The following is a 15083-nucleotide window of genomic DNA, read 5'->3' as shown; positions in this document are numbered from 1 at the left end:
CGTGTCGCACCGCGCTAGAGATCGGTCATCCCGAATTCAAGGAGACCGGCTCATGGCGGAAATTCTTACAAAATCGCGGGCGCGAAACATCTTCTACGGGGGCTCGATTTTCTTTGTCGTGGTCTTCGTGGCGATGACCGTCCACTCCCATAGATACGTCGTGAATGTCTCGACGGCGGGTATGCCGCTGAGCGAAGAGGTGATTCACGGCAAGCATGTGTGGGAGCAACACTCCTGCATCAACTGCCACAGCCTGCATGGCGAGGGTGCGTATTTCGCACCTGAAGTCGGCAACGTGATGACACGCTGGGGCGTGCTCGACAGCCCTGAAGACGCATTTGAAACTCTCAAGGCCTGGATCGAAAGCCAGCCCAGCGGAATCGATGGACGCAGGCAAATGCCGAAATACGAACTGACGGACGAGGACATTCGCGGTCTCGCGGAATTCCTTCGTTGGGCTGACCAGACCGACACCCAGGGCTGGCCGCCAAACGAGGCCGGATAAGGAGACGAAAAAATGAAATATCAATCACAGAAAGTGGCCTACTGGTACTTCCTTGCGGCCATGACACTGTTCGGCATTCAGGTGCTGGGCGGGCTTCTCGCAGGCTGGATTTATGTCTCGCCCAACTTCCTGTCCGAGCTTTTGCCGTTCAATGTGATCCGGATGATCCACACAAACGCGCTGATCGTTTGGCTGCTGCTCGGCTTCTTCGGTGCAGCTTACTTCCTCATCCCAGAGGAGTCCGAACGCGAGATATGGTCGCCCAAACTGGCCTATGTCCAGCTGATCATCCTTTTGGTTGGCACACTTGGCGCAGTCGGCAGTTACCTCGTCGGCATCCATGGTGGACGCGAGTTTCTCGAACAGCCGCTTTGGGTGAAGTTCGGTATCCTCGTGGCGGCTCTGATCTTCCTTCTCAACATCTCGATGACGGTGCTCTCCGGCAAGAAGACAGCCATCACCAACGTGCTGCTGATGGGCCTGTGGCTTCTGTCGCTCTTGTGGATCTTCGCCTTTATCAACCCGGATAACCTCTCGCTCGACAAGATGTACTGGTGGTTCGTCGTACACCTCTGGGTGGAGGCAACCTGGGAGCTGGTGATGGCCGCGATCCTCGCCTTTCTGCTGCTGAAGCTGACGGGCGTTGACCGCGAGGTGGTCGAGAAATGGCTCTATGTCATTGTCGCTACCGCTTTGTTCTCCGGCATCCTTGGCACCGGACACCACTTCTACTGGATTGGCCTTCCAGGCTACTGGCAGTGGATCGGTTCGATCTTTTCGACCTTGGAAGCAATCCCATTCTTCCTGATGATGAGCTTTGCCTTCGTCATGGTCTGGAAGGGCCGCAAAAACCACCCAAACAAGGCCGCTCTCTTGTGGTCGCTCGGGTCCAGCACCGTCGCGTTCTTCGGCGCTGGCGTCTGGGGCTTCCTACACACACTGCATGGGGTCAACTTTTACAGCCACGGCACGCAGATCACCGCCGCACACGGGCACCTGGCATTTTTCGGAGCCTATGTGGCGCTCAATCTCGCGGTGTTCACCTATGCGATGCCGATGCTGCGGGAACGTGCGCCTTACAACCAGGTGCTGAACATGGCGTCTTTCTGGCTGATGACCGGTGGCATGGCCTTCATGACCTTCGTGCTGACCTTTGCAGGCACCATCCAGACGCATATGCAGCGGGTGATCGGCGACTACTACATGACGGTGCAGGACGATCTGGCGATCTTCTACCTGATGCGGTTCGGTGCCGGTGCGGCGGTCGTTCTGGGGGCGCTCCTTTTCATTTACTCGATGCTGGTGGTGCGCAAGGACGAAATCATCGAACCCGGCCCCGCCAACCCTGTGCCAGGAGAGTAGGCCATGAACATGCAAACCACGCCGACCCTGCCTTTCTATCAACCGACGGGTCGCGAATGCGACCTGTTCGAAACGGCACATGACAACGGTTTGCCCCTTCTTCTGAAGGGGCCGACCGGCTGCGGAAAGACGCGCTTTGTCGAACATATGGCGGCGCGTCTGGGCAAACCGCTTTACACCGTCGCCTGCCATGACGACCTGTCAGCCGCAGATCTCATCGGGCGGTACCTTCTGAAAGGCGGAGAAACTGTCTGGGCCGATGGCCCCCTGACCCGGGCTGTGCGAGAGGGTGGCATCTGCTACCTTGATGAGGTGGTTGAGGCCCGCAAGGACGTCACTGTCGTTCTGCACCCGCTTACGGACACGCGTCGCACGCTGATGATCGACCGCACGGGCGAAGAGCTCGCGGCACCCGCGTCGTTCATGATGGTGGCCAGCTACAATCCCGGCTACCAGAACGTGCTTAAGCGGTTGAAACCCTCGACCCGACAGCGGTTTCTGTCGATCAGCTTCGATTTCCCCGATGCAGAGACAGAGATTGCGGTGGTCGCATCCGAGAGCCGACTGGAGCCGGGGCGTGTCGCGCCGTTAGTCCGTCTGGCAGGCCATATCCGCAACCTCAGCGGCATGGATCTGGAGGAAGGCGTTTCAACGCGCCTTCTGATCTACGCCGCGACGCTGATGGCCGGCGGTATGGGGGTAACCCAGGCGCTGGAGGCGGCAGTCATCGAACCATTGAGCGACGAGCCGGATGTACAGCAATCGCTGCGCGATCTGGTCAGTACGATCTACGGGTGACGATGATGCAACTGCGCGACCTCATGGAACCCGAAGAGACGGTCGGAAACATCTGGCACGACATGGCCAGCGGGATCGGGGCTGGCGTCACATACCCCGAAGCGGGGGTCACGCTGGCCTCGGTCCGACCCAGCCTTGCCGTTCTCTTCCGCGCGCTCGGCGGCGCACCGGGGGTCGAACTGGCCGAGGTTGCACCAAGCATCGTGCAGCATCGGCAGGTCATGCGCCGCAAGCTCGGGGCCGAGCGGGATCGCGAATGGGTGGCCCGCTTCGATGGCGAACGGCTGGCATTACCGCCCGTCATGGAAGCCTTCCCCGACCCAGACCTGAACCGTGCCGCCTTTTTGTGGCTGACGGCACTTGCTGCTATGACCGAGGTTGACGCACTTGATCCGGGAGCGTTCGGCCCCATGCTCGATTGCGCCTACATTCGCGCGAATGCAGCGGCCGCGGAGAAGGCTTTTATTGCCTGCCCCGGATTACGCGACCGCTATGTCGCCATGGCCAAGTTCTGTGCCGAGGCTCGGACAAACATGCACCGCCCTGCGCAAGAGGCCGCAATGGAACAAGCTGTCCGCGACCAGCTGTGCGGCCAGAGGCCCGCACTTGATACTATTGACGCTGACGCTCGCAGCTACATGCCCTGCGCGCCTGTCCCCATATGGCTGCGCTTTGAACGCCCGGGCACGGGCGGTCAGGCTGCCGACGATGCCGAGGCCGATACCGCCGCGCCGGCACCCAACGCCGCTCTCAGCAACCGCAAGCTGGGCGAGCGCAAGGATCAGGATCAGCAAAACCGCAAGGACAGCTTCATCATTCACCGGTTTGAATCGATCCTGTCATGGGTCGAGTCGATGAACATCAACCGCAGCGTCGATGACGACGATGACGAAAACGCACGGAAGGCGGCCGACGATCAGGACCGGATCACACTGTCGAAACAGGACCGTAAGGTCGCCACGCGGCTGCGCCTGCATCTCGACCTGTCGCCGGCTGATGCCGATCACGAGGCTCTGGCGGGCAAGCATACCTATCCAGAATGGAACCATCGGTCACGCAGCTACATGGAAGATCACTGCCGGGTGCTCGACGCACCGATTGTGGCCGGTGGGGAAACCTACACACCCAACGAACGCTATATCCGTGAAGTCCGCCGCCAGTTTGAGGCCCTGCGCCCGCGCCGCATATTGCAACCGCGCCAGATTGACGGGACCGAGCTGGACCTTGACGCTGTGCTGACCGCACGTGCCGACATGGTGGCGACCGGGCGCGGATCGGATCGAATATGGCAGTCCGCGCGGCAAATGGATCGCGACGTGTCAGTTGCTTTCCTGATCGACACGTCGCGGTCCACCGAAGCGGCAATCGGCGATGCTTGCGTCATTGACGTGGCCCGTGACACGATGGCGGCTTTGGCCGCCGGGATCGACGCGGCGGGCGACCGCTGCGGTATCTGGGGCTTTTCTTCATTGCGCCGTGACCGAGTGTTCCTGACCCGCTGCAAGGGCTTCGAAGACCCGATGTCACCGGCGATCACCGCCAATATCGGCGCATTGAAACCCGGCCACTACACCCGGCTTGGTGCTGCGATCCGCCACGTCAGCGCGCAATTGGCCGAGGAACCGAGCGTCCGTAAGCTGCTGATCGTGCTGACAGATGGCAAACCCAACGATCTGGACCACTACGAAGGCCAGCACGGGATCGAAGACAGCCACATGGCCGTGCGCGAGGCTCGTGCAGCGGGCCAGAGCCTGCATGGTGTTGTAATCGACGAAGACGGGCAGGACTGGTTCGCGCGCATCTTCGGGCGCGGTGGGTTTGCCCTTCTGCCTAATCCCGAACGCCTGCTGCGCGCGCTGCCTGACATCTACAGAACACTGACACAGGAGACCTGATATGCGCTTCTTTCTTCCCCTCACCGGCGTCTTTGTCCTCGCAGGCTCGCGCCTCTTCGCGGACGGCTTCGACCGGCCGATCCCACAGGCGCAATCCGCTACGGCGGAATTCTGGTACGCCATGGCCTGCATCACGCTTGTGCTGAGCATGGTGGCGGTACAATGGTTGGTGTCGCGCAGATGACACGGGCGGGCTGGTCCACAACCAAAATCGCGGTCGCGCTATACCCGTTCGGTGCGGGCGCGACGGCGGTCAATGTGTTCTTTGCCTCACTGATCTTCAGTTGGGTAGGCGGACCCGTGCTACCCACCAGCTTGACGGTCCTCATTGGCGCAATCGTCGGTGTGCCTGCGACATGGTACTTTGCGCGGCACATCCGCCATCTGATGGATGTCGCGGATGAAAAGGCAGAGGTATGAGACTGCAACGGACCCGCGCCGCGGACGGCAGAGTTTCAATGCACAACAGACCGCAAGCGGGAGCTCTATGATGGCTCAGACATCTGCAGAACAAATGCGCCGTTGGCAGGGGCCCGCTCTGTTCAGTTTCGGGTTTCGGCCCTTTTTCCTCTTTGGAGCGGTCTGGGTCATTGTCGCCATGAGTCTTTGGCTGGCTATTCTGGCGGGAATGCTCGACTTGCCGACCCGCTTTGACCGTGGATCCTGGCACGCCCATGAGTTTCTGTTCGGCTATCTTGGCGCGGTGCTCGCCGGGTTCCTGCTGACAGCCGTGCCCAACTGGACCGGACGGTTGCCGATCGTTGGCTGGCCCTTGGCGGGACTCTTTGCGCTATGGTGCGCCGGGCGCGGGGCCATCCTGTTCTCCCGGGTATTGCCGCCCCTGATCGCTCCCGTAATCGACCTCTTGTTTCCCGTCGCGCTCGGCGGTCTGATCCTGCGAGAGATCATTGCAGGCAAGAATTGGCGCAATCTGATCGTGCTGAGCCTGCTAGCCGTCTTTACGCTGGCCAATGCGCTGTTTCACTTTGAGGTGCTTGTCGGTGAATATGCGGCGCAGGGCTATGGATTGCGGTTGGGCCTGGCGACAGCTGTGATGATGATCGCCGTTATCGGTGGGCGGATTATCCCGTCCTTTACCCGCAACTGGCTGGTGCGCGAACAGCATAGGGCACGTCCTACACCGCCGATGCAGCGCTTCGACAAGGCCACCTTGTTGCTGAGCCTGCCGATCTTGGCGATCTGGACGCTTCGGCCCTTTACGGCAAGCACCGGGCTCTGCCTGCTGGTGTTGGGCATTTTGCATCTGATGCGGCTGGCCCGGTGGCAAGGGCACCACACGCTGAGCGAGCCTTTGTTGTTTGTCCTGCATGCGTCCTATGCGTTCATTCCCCTGGGCGCCTTGGCGCTTGGCCTGGATCAGATCTTGGGCAATCCGGGCACCGCGGGGGCACAGCATCTGTGGATGGCAGGTGCCATCGGGGCGATGACACTCGCGGTCATGACCCGAGCCACACTGGGCCATACAGGCCGCGCATTGACGGCGGGCAAGGCCACGGTTGCAATATTTCTGTGCGTCTTTTTAGCAGCTCTGATGCGGTTGCTGACCCCTCTCCACCAGGGCCTGAGCACCCTTTCCGGCATGTTCTGGCTGCTGGCCTTCGGGGGGTTTGTTCTTGTCTATGGTCCGATGCTGCTGCGGCCAAAGGTCGTACAAAGCACGTGACCGGGGCAGGCTTCATCGGCATCATTGCCTTGTCTTTGTCAACGCACTCGATCCCGGTGCGGCCCGCGATAAAGTCGCGCATCGTTGCCCAGGTCGGTCCGCTCGGGTTTGCCGTCGGCCACTCGATCTTGTCGTTTGCAATGCTGGCATTGCTTATTTGGTCGGCCGAGCGCTGATCAACCGCCGCAAAAAACGTGAGATGAGATCGGATCAGTGGCATCGATTGAACGAAATCGTTGCAGAGACTCCGGTTCTCGGAGGACCGGCGTCTTGGTTTGGCGACATGGCCCGACTTGTACTCGGCGTCGTCCTGTTTGCTGCCCTGATCGTCCTGCACCCCATTGTCATCGGTGTGTCGGCGCTGTGAACTTCGCAGCGATCTTCGCTTTGTCCGGTCGCTCGGGGCGCTCATGAGTAACGCAGGCCCTTTGAGACATGTTGATCAAATACTGAAGCAATGATGCGGGTGAGAGGCTGACGCTCGGGCAAAAATCGCGATGCATGATCCATTCTTTTTGACGAAACAAGCGAAGCGGCCTTCAATTTCAGAAAGCTGGGGTATCAGGGCCGCTGCACGGCGTCCGAATTCAGGCCTCATATCCTCCAGATCCAGAGCGAAGGTGCACATCAGACGCTCAATCGCGCGTGCATTAGGGCGATCTGATTGGCGTCATCTCTGCCCCGGTGAACTTCTCCGCCGCCAGCGCCGTTAGCGTATACCGCGTCATATCATCTGGCAGAGCGTCCTCGTCGATCAACTTCTGCCGCCTTGAGACCCAAGGCATATGCGCATAGCCGTGTAGCGCAACGCGGTCCGGCTCGAAGGTCAGAACCTTGTCAATCGTACCGTCATTTCGTTGCTGTCGCGCGCCGATCTGATTTTGCCAGAATCCGCTACGCATTTACTGCCGGAATCCTTTTCGCCGCGACTAGCATCAATGACCCGTTTCGTTGCCGCGCAGCAGGGCACTCACCGCGATCAACCGACGTGAATACTGGCACTTTTCCAAGCAGAATGAGTCCCTGGCTGGTCCGTTCCGGGTGTTACTTGGCGGCACTCGTTTTGTCAGATTGCCGGTGCAGGGAAATGTCTAAAAAAGTAACAATCGGTGAGCTTCTTGGTGTTTTCGTTTGTGTATGGAAAAACCGATAGTGAGAAAAAACGCGCCCTTTGTTGCGAGGGGATAAACAATTGTCGCACCGGTGGGGGAAAATACTCGGCAGCGTGCCGAGCCGTGGTATGTTCGGGGGGCGGTGGACGCAGGGGAAGGCTTTGATCAATCCGGTGGCGCATGGATCCGCGATAGATTTGTGATTTGAATAGCCTGAGGGCGAGGTGCCCGCTTTGTCCGAGAACGGAGAGAATGGTTGACGCGTTTATTGGTTCTTTTGTTTGTTCTCTGCGCCAACACGGCAAACGCAACCCCAGGATGTGAAGAAGACGTCTTGAGCCAGGCACGCACTCCCTTTGAATTGCCAGCAGATCTTGGGGAAATCCCAGAAGAAGAAGTGGTTGCCCCAAGGAAAGAGCTCACAACCTCTCCAAGGCCACGGCTACGTCCGTGCAGATTTCGTAAATTTGAGGTCGAAATCGAAAGGATGAATGATCGTGGTGCGATCTGCGGAGATTGGACCATAATTGGCGAAACCCGAAAGCCGTTTAAAGGCAGATACCCAGGCTGCGGCATCGTTGAACCTGTGCGTATCCGCGCGGTATCTGGGATACTACTCAGCCAGTTTGCGACATTGGATTGCCCGACCGCGATCACGCTCAAGGCATGGCTTGAGAACACCGCCAAACCGGCCTTTGCAGATCAAGGCGGTGGCCTGAAGGGGCTGCGGCTGGCTGGTCACTATGCGTGCAAGACACAGAACAACCAGCCACGCGCGCGGCTTTCAGCCCATGCGCAGGGTCGGGCCATCGATATCTCATCCTTCATCTTGATGGATGGCACTATCATTACGGTTCAGGACGGATGGGCGGATGAGGACACCAAGGACGTGATGAAAGAGCTGCACGCAGGCGCCTGCGGTGTGTTCGGCACGGTGCTTGGCCCTGATGCCGACCGGTTTCATGCCGGTCATTTTCATTTCGACACAACGCGCCGCAGAAATGGATCTTACTGTCGATAGGGTGCGGAAATGGTAGCCCGTAGGGCTGCCATCCCTGATTGACTTGCGTTGCCACCTGTTGAAATTCTCTTTTTAAATACAGGCATGTTTGTGTTGTGCGTTGCCATGCGTGGACGTACAATGACAAAAAGAATGTTGGGTATAATGGTAGGCAAGCGAAAGGGTCAGCATCCCCAGAACGCATTGAAGGCTCCGTTTGTTCGGTCAGCCAAGGGGCCTGCGCTTTATGCTGATGGTAACGGCTTGTACCTCAAAGTTGACGCAAGCGGTGCACGGCGCTGGATTCAACGTCTGATGATCCGGGGTAAGCGGCGCGAGATTGCAATAGGATCAGTATCCCTTGTTTCTCTATCCAGTGCGCGCGAGGCGGCGCTAGATAACAGGCGTACCGCTAGGGCAGGGGGCGACCCAACGGCTGAGAAAAGACGCGCCGAAGAAATCCCGACTTTCGAGAAAGCCGCAAGGGAAGCGCACGAGGCCAACAAGAAGTCATGGCGCAACGCCACCCTATCCCTCAGAGATTGACGAAACCCATGTGGGCCGCGCCTGTCACTTTGTGGGGGAATATCTTCGCCACCATGCCTATCGTGCCTATGGCGCTGCCAAGATTCCTCCCGAAGTCGAAGGTGCTCAGTCGATTGCAAGTTTGATCCGCTCAGAGGGCCTTAAAACCTTAAAGGCGCGCGATATCTATAATCGCCGCCGCTCCGGTCTGACTAAATCTCAGCAAGTAAAGGCCGCTCTATCAGTTCTGATTGAAGCTGATTGGTTGCGCGAAATCCGCGCCGCGACTGGTGGCAGCCCGAGTGTTGATTACGCCGTTAATCCAAAGCTGGAGGTTGGTAAATGAGCAGGTGGTTAGACATAGTCCGCAAGGCCCGGGAATACCCCGACCACCATACCGGCACCCAGCAAGAACCATTAAAAAGGGGTGGAAAGAAAAGGGATCAGGGCTTTTTGCTGGTTTCTAATGGGTGCCGGGTAGAGAGCGAAGAAAAAGACAGAGCGCCACATCCCCCACAACAGCCCCCAAATCAAGGGCCGGTGCCCAACAAGGCCGGCGTCGGTGGCAGGCCCGTCACGTGGACCGGCAAAGTCGTGAATCTGGACGAATGGCGGAACATGACCGACTGGGAACGGTACGGCCCCAGAGGCAAGCATTGGAATGGCAAAACTCAGAAATGGGAGAAAGCAAATGAGCAGTGATGAGAACCGTAACAGCGGTGAAAATACGGATGACAGAAACCCGGACGGCACTTTTGCTGCGGGCAACCCAGGCAAGCCGAAAGGGTCGCGCAACAAGGCCACGCAGGCGGTTGAAAAAATGCTGCACGGCCAACTTGAGGCCCTGACCGAAAGCGCAATCAACAGAGCGCTGGAGGGTGACACCACCGCACTGCGTCTCTGTCTTGAGCGGATAGCCCCTGCCAGAAAGGATGCACCGGTCAGTTTTGACCTGCCATCCATCAAATCTGCAGAGGACGCCTCTGAGGCCGCACAGGCGGTGCTGCAGGCCGTCTCAGATGGTGAGATTACACCACTGGAGGGTGCGACCGTCATGGGGCTCGTTGAGCAGTACAGGCGGGTACTGGAAACAACCGAACTTGAACGCCGGATCACGGCATTGGAGGCGAAGAAATGAATGTAAAACGCAGAGTAAAAAGCTTGGAACAGAAGGCAGGGAAGCAAATTGTTGTCGCGGTCATTAAAGGTGAATACTTCGACGCAGAGGGGAAACAGATACCCACTGAAAAAGGCCCGCCGAAGAACTTCAGTGAAATCCTGGACAGCGCAAACATTGGTAGCTCGGTGTCAGATGAACGCGTCCCTATGAAGCGAGAAAAGGATGAAGATTATTTTGACTTTCAGGCTCGCATGGAGGCAACGGGGCGTGAGGTTGGGCGACGGGCAGGCGCGGATATAACGCTGATGTTTGGTATCGATTGGCTATGAAAACCAAGGAGCTAATAGAGGGCAAAGCATGCACGACGATTCACAGCAGAAGCGTGACGAACAGACTTTTCATTTAACTGATTAAAACAAAGACATTTTTTATCCTCAAGTGTAATTTTTTTACAGTATTTGTCGCAATCGGTAAATAGCTTTACAAGATTATGTTGTAAATCCAGTAATTTGTTGCGTAATTTTCTAACAGCCTTCCATTGTTGGTTTGCACGCCTGTGCACTTTCGTCTGCTGGAAGAGGAGCCAGTAGACGTAAGATAGGGAAATGGGAGGAATTAATGACCAATAAATCTATCACACGCCGCGGCGTATTGAAGTCTGGTGCCGTTACAGGTGCTGGTCTTTTCTTGCCTACGATCTTCACGGCTTCGTCGGCTGCTGCTTACACCAACGAACCAACCGGCGGTTCCGTAACGCTGGGTTTCAATGTTCCCCAGACAGGGCCGTATGCAGAAGAGGGTAACGACGAGCTTCTGGCGCAACAACTTGCGGTCGAACATCTCAACGGTGAAGGAGATGGTGGTTGCCTGAACACTTTCACTTCGAAGGTGCTTAAGGGCAACGGTATCCTTGGCAAAAAGGTTGAATTCGTCACCGGCGACACACAGACCAAATCAGACGCCGCACGTGCATCTGCAAAGTCGATGATCGAAAAAGACGGCGCGATCATGATCAACGGCGGTTCGTCATCGGGTGTGGCCGTTGCGGTGCAGGGCCTGTGTCAAGAAGCAGGCGTTATATTCATGGCGGGTCTAACCCACGCCAACGATACGACCGGTAAGGACAAGAAAGCAAACGGGTTCCGTCATTTCTTTAACGCGTATATGTCCGGCGCTGCACTCGCACCCGTGCTTGCGGCTGAAATGGGCAACGAACGCCGGGCTTATCATCTGACTGCGGACTACAACTGGGGTTGGACCCAGGAAGAGTCGATTGTTGCCTCGACCGAAGCTTTGGGATGGGAGACGGTCAATACTGTAAAAACACCACTTGCGTCGACGGACTTCTCCTCCTACATCACGCCGGTTCTGAACTCGGGCGCAGATGTGTTGGTTTTGAACCATTACGGCGGCAACATGGTTAACTCGCTGACTAACGCGATCCAGTTCGGCCTGCTCGATAAAGTCGCTAATGGCAAGGACTTCAAGATCGTCGTACCGTTGTACTCCGAACTGATGGCAGCTGGTGCTGGCGAGAACATCAAAGGCGTGCTGGGTTCGATGAACTGGAACTGGCAGCTTCAGGATGAGGGCACAAAGGCCTTTGTGAAGTCCTTTGGTGAAAAGTACGGCAAGCCGCCGTCCAACTCAGCACAGACTTGCTATGCACAAGTCCTGCTTTATGCGGATGCCTGTGAGCGTGCTGGTACATTCAATCCGTGCGGAGTTGTTGAAGCTCTGGAAGACTTCGAGTTCGACGGTTTGGGCAACGGTCCGACTTGGTATCGTGGCGCAGACCATCAGTGCTTCAAAGACGTGTTGGTTGTTCGTGGCAACGAGAATCCGACAAATGCTTATGACACTCTGGAAATCGTCGAGATCACGCCACGTGCTCAGGTCGAATACGACCCTGAGCATCCGATGTTCAAAGGTGGTTCGCTGGGTGAGTGTAATCCAGGCGCATGAGTCCTTTTGCCTATGTCTGGCCGCTGAAACGGCGGCCAGACATAGGCAACTGGTTTGATCCCGTTACACAACCAAATTCACTCTGACCAACCCTGAGGTGGGGCCAATGGACGCCATCCTATTGCAAATTTTGAACGGTCTGGACAAAGGGTCGGCTTATGCGTTGATTGCGCTGGGACTGACGCTTATTTTTGGGACGTTGGGTGTTGTGAACTTTGCCCACGGGGCACTGTTCATGATCGGTGCATTTTGTGCCGTTACCCTGCAAAAGCTCATGAACCTAAGCTTTGAGACCATCGACGAGAGCCAAACCGACTTTCTGGGCAACCCACTGAAGGTTGAAACACCTTACGTCGAAGCTTGGTTCGGCCCAGAGACTGGGGCGACGATCATCGATTGGTCTGTTCCGCTGGCTATCTTGTTTGCGATCCCGATCATGTTAGCAGTGGGCTATGTGATGGAAAGGGGCTTGATTAAGCACTTTTACAAGCGCCCTCACGCTGACCAGATCCTTGTAACCTTTGGTCTTGCGATCGTGTTACAGGAAATCGTGAAATATTTCTTCGGCGCCAATCCAATCCAAACTCCGGCGCCTGACGCGTTGAGCGGATCGATTGACCTTGGCACAATGATTGGGTTTGATCCCAATGCCATAATCTACCCAATTTGGCGTCTGGTTTACTTCGGATTTGCTGTCGCCATTATAGGTGCTGTCTTCTCATTCTTGCAATTTACCACATTTGGCATGGTAGTGCGCGCAGGAATGGCGGACCGCGAGACCGTAGGTTTGCTGGGTATCAATATCGACCGGCGCTTTACGATCATGTTCGGCATTGCCGCCGCAGTGGCCGGATTGGCCGGTGTAATGTATGGGCCGCTAAACCCGCCAAATTATCACATGGGGATGGACTTTCTGGTCCTTAGTTTCGTCGTTGTTGTTGTTGGCGGCATGGGCTCGCTACCTGGAGCCGTGCTGGCTGGTTTTCTGCTCGGTATTCTGGAGAGCTTTGCCTCAACGACCTGGGCCACCACGACCATCCCAGGGATCAACCAAATCATCATCTACCTTGTTGCCATCATTGTGCTTCTGACACGCCCCCGCGGGTTGATGGGACGCAAAGGCGTGATGGAGGAATAATCGATGTTTGGACTGAATAAAAAAGACACGAGCCTGCTGATCATCGTCGGCCTTCTCACTCTGTTGGCCCCGTTCATCCTGAACCCGTTCCCAGAAGGCAGCGCCATGGCGCAGTTCAACGCGGGTTATCCGGATTTGATGCAACGGTTCGTGATCTTTGGCATCTTTGCCATCGGGTTTAACATCCTGTTCGGCCTAACCGGGTACCTGTCCTTCGGTCACGCAGCCTTTTTGGGTGTCGGATCATATTCAGCCGTTTGGATGTTTAAATTGCTGAGTTACAACATTATTCCGGCTATCGCACTCAGCGTTGTGGTCGCTGGGGTATTCTCGCTGCTGATTGGGTATGTCAGTCTGCGCCGGTCCGGGATCTACTTTTCGATCCTGACCCTGGCCTTTGCGCAGATGAGTTTTGCACTGGCCTACTCTGTCTTGTCGAACCCTAAGTTCAACCTAACCAACGGGGAAACCGGACTGCAGGTTTACGCAGACGATCCGCAAATCCTGCAGGGTGCCAACTCACCGGATCTGCCACATCTATTCGGGCTGCCGATGCGCGCTACTTATACGATGGATGTTGGAGCTTGGAGCTTTGATTTTAACGCGGGATATTATTTTTGTGCGATAGTCATGATGGTAGTGTTCTACTTGTCTATCCGCATCTTCCGCTCGCCTTTCGGCATGATGCTACGGGCTGTCAAATCTAACCAGCAGCGAATGAACTACACCGGCCTGAATTCAAAGCCTTACACACTGGCGGCGTTTGTTATCTCTGGTATGTATGCCGGTCTGGCTGGTGGTCTTATGGCTGCAATGGACCCATTGGCAGGCGCAGAGCGTATGCAGTGGACCGCGTCAGGCGAGGTCGTTCTGATGACTATCCTTGGCGGTACCGGAACATTGATAGGCCCAGTTCTGGGCGCAGGCTTCATCAAATACTTCGAGAATATCTTCTCTAAGATCAACGACAGTGTGTTGCACAGTTGGTTTGCTTTCCTGCCTGATGGGTTGGAGGACGCGGTTGTTTTCGTGATCCATCCGTTCATTGGAAAAGGTTGGCATCTAACGCTTGGCATACTTTTCATGCTTGTCGTTATCTACCTGCCGGGGGGGCTGGTCGAAGGTGGCCAGCGTTTGCTCAACCGGATCAAACGCAAGAAACCAAAAACCGATGATGCAACGTCTGGCAAAACAGAACCGGCGGAATAAGGGGCGAGCCATGGCAATTCTAAAAGTCAAAGACGTGAGCAAGCGTTTCGGCGGCCTCAAGGCGCTGACGAACGTAAACCTAGATGTAGAAGAAAACTCGGTTCATGCGATCATTGGGCCCAATGGTGCTGGTAAGTCGACCCTGCTGAATTGTCTGGTGGGCAAGCTTATGCCGGACACAGGAGCCGTATTATTCGACAACGCCTCGGTTTTGGGACTCGAACCTTTTCAGATTAATCAGATGGGCATTAGCCGTGTTTTCCAGACACCAGAGATTTTTGGTGAACTGACGGTGATTGAGAACATGTTGATCCCTATTTTTGCAATGAGGGATGGAGTTTTCCGGATGCATGCGTATGAGACCATCGCCAACGAAAAAGCGATTGTTGAACAGGCTGAAGCGATGCTGGAAGAGATGAACATGGCTGACAAGCGCGAAATGCATGCAGCCTCGCTTTCACGTGGCGATAAGCGCCGACTCGAGATTGGCATGTGCCTAAGTCAGAATCCGCGGCTACTGCTGTTAGACGAACCTACCGCGGGTATGGCGAGGGCGGATACAAACAACACAATCGACTTACTGAAACAGATTAAGGATGAGCGCGACATCACCATCGCAATCATCGAGCATGATATGCACGTCGTATTCAGCCTTGCCGAACGCATCACCGTTCTGGCGCAGGGAACACCCCTGGTTGAAGATACTCCTGAAAACATCCGCGGAAACCCTAAGGTTCGCGAGGCCTATCTAGGCGAGGCTGCGTAAGGAA

General features: G+C 56.3%; 20 protein-coding genes. 19 read left to right on the top strand and 1 reads right to left on the bottom strand.

Going from position 1 to position 15083, the window contains the following annotated elements; all coding sequences use genetic code 11:
• Positions 1–52 precede the first annotated feature (52 nt).
• From GOW40_RS10760 to GOW40_RS10720, 9 genes are all read left to right on the top strand, one after another.
• Positions 53–505 (top strand): cytochrome c, encoded by a 453-nt coding sequence (locus GOW40_RS10760; RefSeq protein WP_171130324.1) that lies wholly within the window; start codon positions 53–55, stop codon positions 503–505.
• A 12-nt stretch (positions 506–517) separates the two neighbouring features.
• Positions 518–1867 (top strand): cbb3-type cytochrome c oxidase subunit I, encoded by a 1350-nt coding sequence (locus GOW40_RS10755; protein ID WP_171130322.1) that lies wholly within the window; start codon positions 518–520, stop codon positions 1865–1867.
• Between the two features lie 3 nt (positions 1868–1870).
• The gene (locus GOW40_RS10750; protein WP_171130320.1) at positions 1871–2665 is read left to right on the top strand and encodes a CbbQ/NirQ/NorQ/GpvN family protein; all 795 of its coding nucleotides are present in this window, start codon (positions 1871–1873) and stop codon (positions 2663–2665) included.
• A 5-nt stretch (positions 2666–2670) separates the two neighbouring features.
• Positions 2671–4560 carry a nitric oxide reductase activation protein NorD gene (locus tag GOW40_RS10745; protein ID WP_171130318.1) on the top strand — a complete coding sequence of 630 codons (1890 nt, stop codon included), beginning with the start codon at positions 2671–2673 and terminating at the stop codon, positions 4558–4560.
• 1 nt (position 4561) lies between these two features.
• Positions 4562–4744, top strand: a complete 183-nt coding sequence (locus tag GOW40_RS10740) for a protein NnrT (protein ID WP_171099983.1) — start codon at positions 4562–4564, stop codon at positions 4742–4744.
• Positions 4741–4980 carry an NnrT protein gene (locus GOW40_RS10735; protein WP_171130511.1) on the top strand — a complete coding sequence of 80 codons (240 nt, stop codon included), beginning with the start codon at positions 4741–4743 and terminating at the stop codon, positions 4978–4980. Before GOW40_RS10740 ends, GOW40_RS10735 begins: the two co-directional genes overlap by 4 nt.
• Positions 4981–5050: 70 nt before the next feature.
• Positions 5051–6244, top strand: coding sequence for an NnrS family protein (locus GOW40_RS10730; RefSeq protein ID WP_171130316.1), 1194 nt, complete (start codon positions 5051–5053; stop codon positions 6242–6244).
• Complete coding sequence (locus GOW40_RS22345) at positions 6241–6420, top strand: NnrU family protein (protein ID WP_171127982.1); 180 nt, start codon at positions 6241–6243, stop codon at positions 6418–6420. The genes GOW40_RS10730 and GOW40_RS22345 overlap by 4 nt, the downstream gene beginning before the upstream one ends.
• 47 nt (positions 6421–6467) lie before the next feature.
• A complete protein-coding gene (locus GOW40_RS10720) occupies positions 6468–6611 on the top strand; it encodes a hypothetical protein (RefSeq protein WP_254444395.1) in 144 nt (47 codons plus the stop codon).
• 283 nt (positions 6612–6894) lie between these two features.
• Here GOW40_RS10720 and GOW40_RS10715 read toward each other — a convergent pair whose 3' ends face one another.
• Complete coding sequence (locus GOW40_RS10715; RefSeq protein ID WP_171099979.1) at positions 6895–7146, bottom strand: hypothetical protein; 252 nt, start codon at positions 7144–7146, stop codon at positions 6895–6897.
• A 697-nt stretch (positions 7147–7843) separates the two neighbouring features.
• Here GOW40_RS10715 and GOW40_RS10710 point away from each other — a divergent pair.
• The 10 genes from GOW40_RS10710 (at position 7844) to GOW40_RS10665 (ending at position 15079) form a co-directional block, all read left to right on the top strand.
• Positions 7844–8377, top strand: a complete 534-nt coding sequence (locus GOW40_RS10710) for an extensin family protein (RefSeq protein WP_171130312.1) — start codon at positions 7844–7846, stop codon at positions 8375–8377.
• Between the two features lie 84 nt (positions 8378–8461).
• Positions 8462–8902: an Arm DNA-binding domain-containing protein gene (locus GOW40_RS10705; protein ID WP_371731836.1), complete on the top strand. Its 441-nt coding sequence runs from the start codon at positions 8462–8464 to the stop codon at positions 8900–8902.
• A gap of 31 nt (positions 8903–8933) precedes the next feature.
• Positions 8934–9227, top strand: a complete 294-nt coding sequence (locus tag GOW40_RS10700; protein ID WP_171230959.1) for a hypothetical protein — start codon at positions 8934–8936, stop codon at positions 9225–9227.
• Positions 9224–9583 (top strand): hypothetical protein, encoded by a 360-nt coding sequence (locus tag GOW40_RS10695; protein ID WP_171130307.1) that lies wholly within the window; start codon positions 9224–9226, stop codon positions 9581–9583. The genes GOW40_RS10700 and GOW40_RS10695 overlap by 4 nt, the downstream gene beginning before the upstream one ends.
• Positions 9573–10019 (top strand): DUF5681 domain-containing protein, encoded by a 447-nt coding sequence (locus GOW40_RS10690; RefSeq protein ID WP_171136411.1) that lies wholly within the window; start codon positions 9573–9575, stop codon positions 10017–10019. Before GOW40_RS10695 ends, GOW40_RS10690 begins: the two co-directional genes overlap by 11 nt.
• Entirely contained in the window at positions 10016–10330 is a 315-nt protein-coding gene (locus GOW40_RS10685; protein WP_171130303.1) for a hypothetical protein, read from the top strand. Before GOW40_RS10690 ends, GOW40_RS10685 begins: the two co-directional genes overlap by 4 nt.
• A gap of 289 nt (positions 10331–10619) precedes the next feature.
• Positions 10620–11966, top strand: coding sequence for a substrate-binding protein (locus GOW40_RS10680; protein ID WP_171130301.1), 1347 nt, complete (start codon positions 10620–10622; stop codon positions 11964–11966).
• Positions 11967–12072: 106 nt separating this feature from the next.
• A complete protein-coding gene (locus GOW40_RS10675) occupies positions 12073–13104 on the top strand; it encodes a branched-chain amino acid ABC transporter permease (protein WP_171130299.1) in 1032 nt (343 codons plus the stop codon).
• A gap of 3 nt (positions 13105–13107) precedes the next feature.
• Positions 13108–14313 (top strand): branched-chain amino acid ABC transporter permease, encoded by a 1206-nt coding sequence (locus GOW40_RS10670; RefSeq protein WP_171130297.1) that lies wholly within the window; start codon positions 13108–13110, stop codon positions 14311–14313.
• A 10-nt stretch (positions 14314–14323) separates the two neighbouring features.
• Positions 14324–15079 (top strand): ABC transporter ATP-binding protein, encoded by a 756-nt coding sequence (locus GOW40_RS10665; RefSeq protein WP_171130295.1) that lies wholly within the window; start codon positions 14324–14326, stop codon positions 15077–15079.
• Positions 15080–15083: the final 4 nt, after the last annotated feature.

Origin of the sequence: Ruegeria sp. HKCCA6707, assembly GCF_013033515.1 — a bacterium.
Classification (GTDB): domain Bacteria; phylum Pseudomonadota; class Alphaproteobacteria; order Rhodobacterales; family Rhodobacteraceae; genus Ruegeria.
The sequence above is the reverse complement of the archived record's forward strand: the minus strand, read 5'-3'. Positions and strand labels throughout refer to the sequence as shown.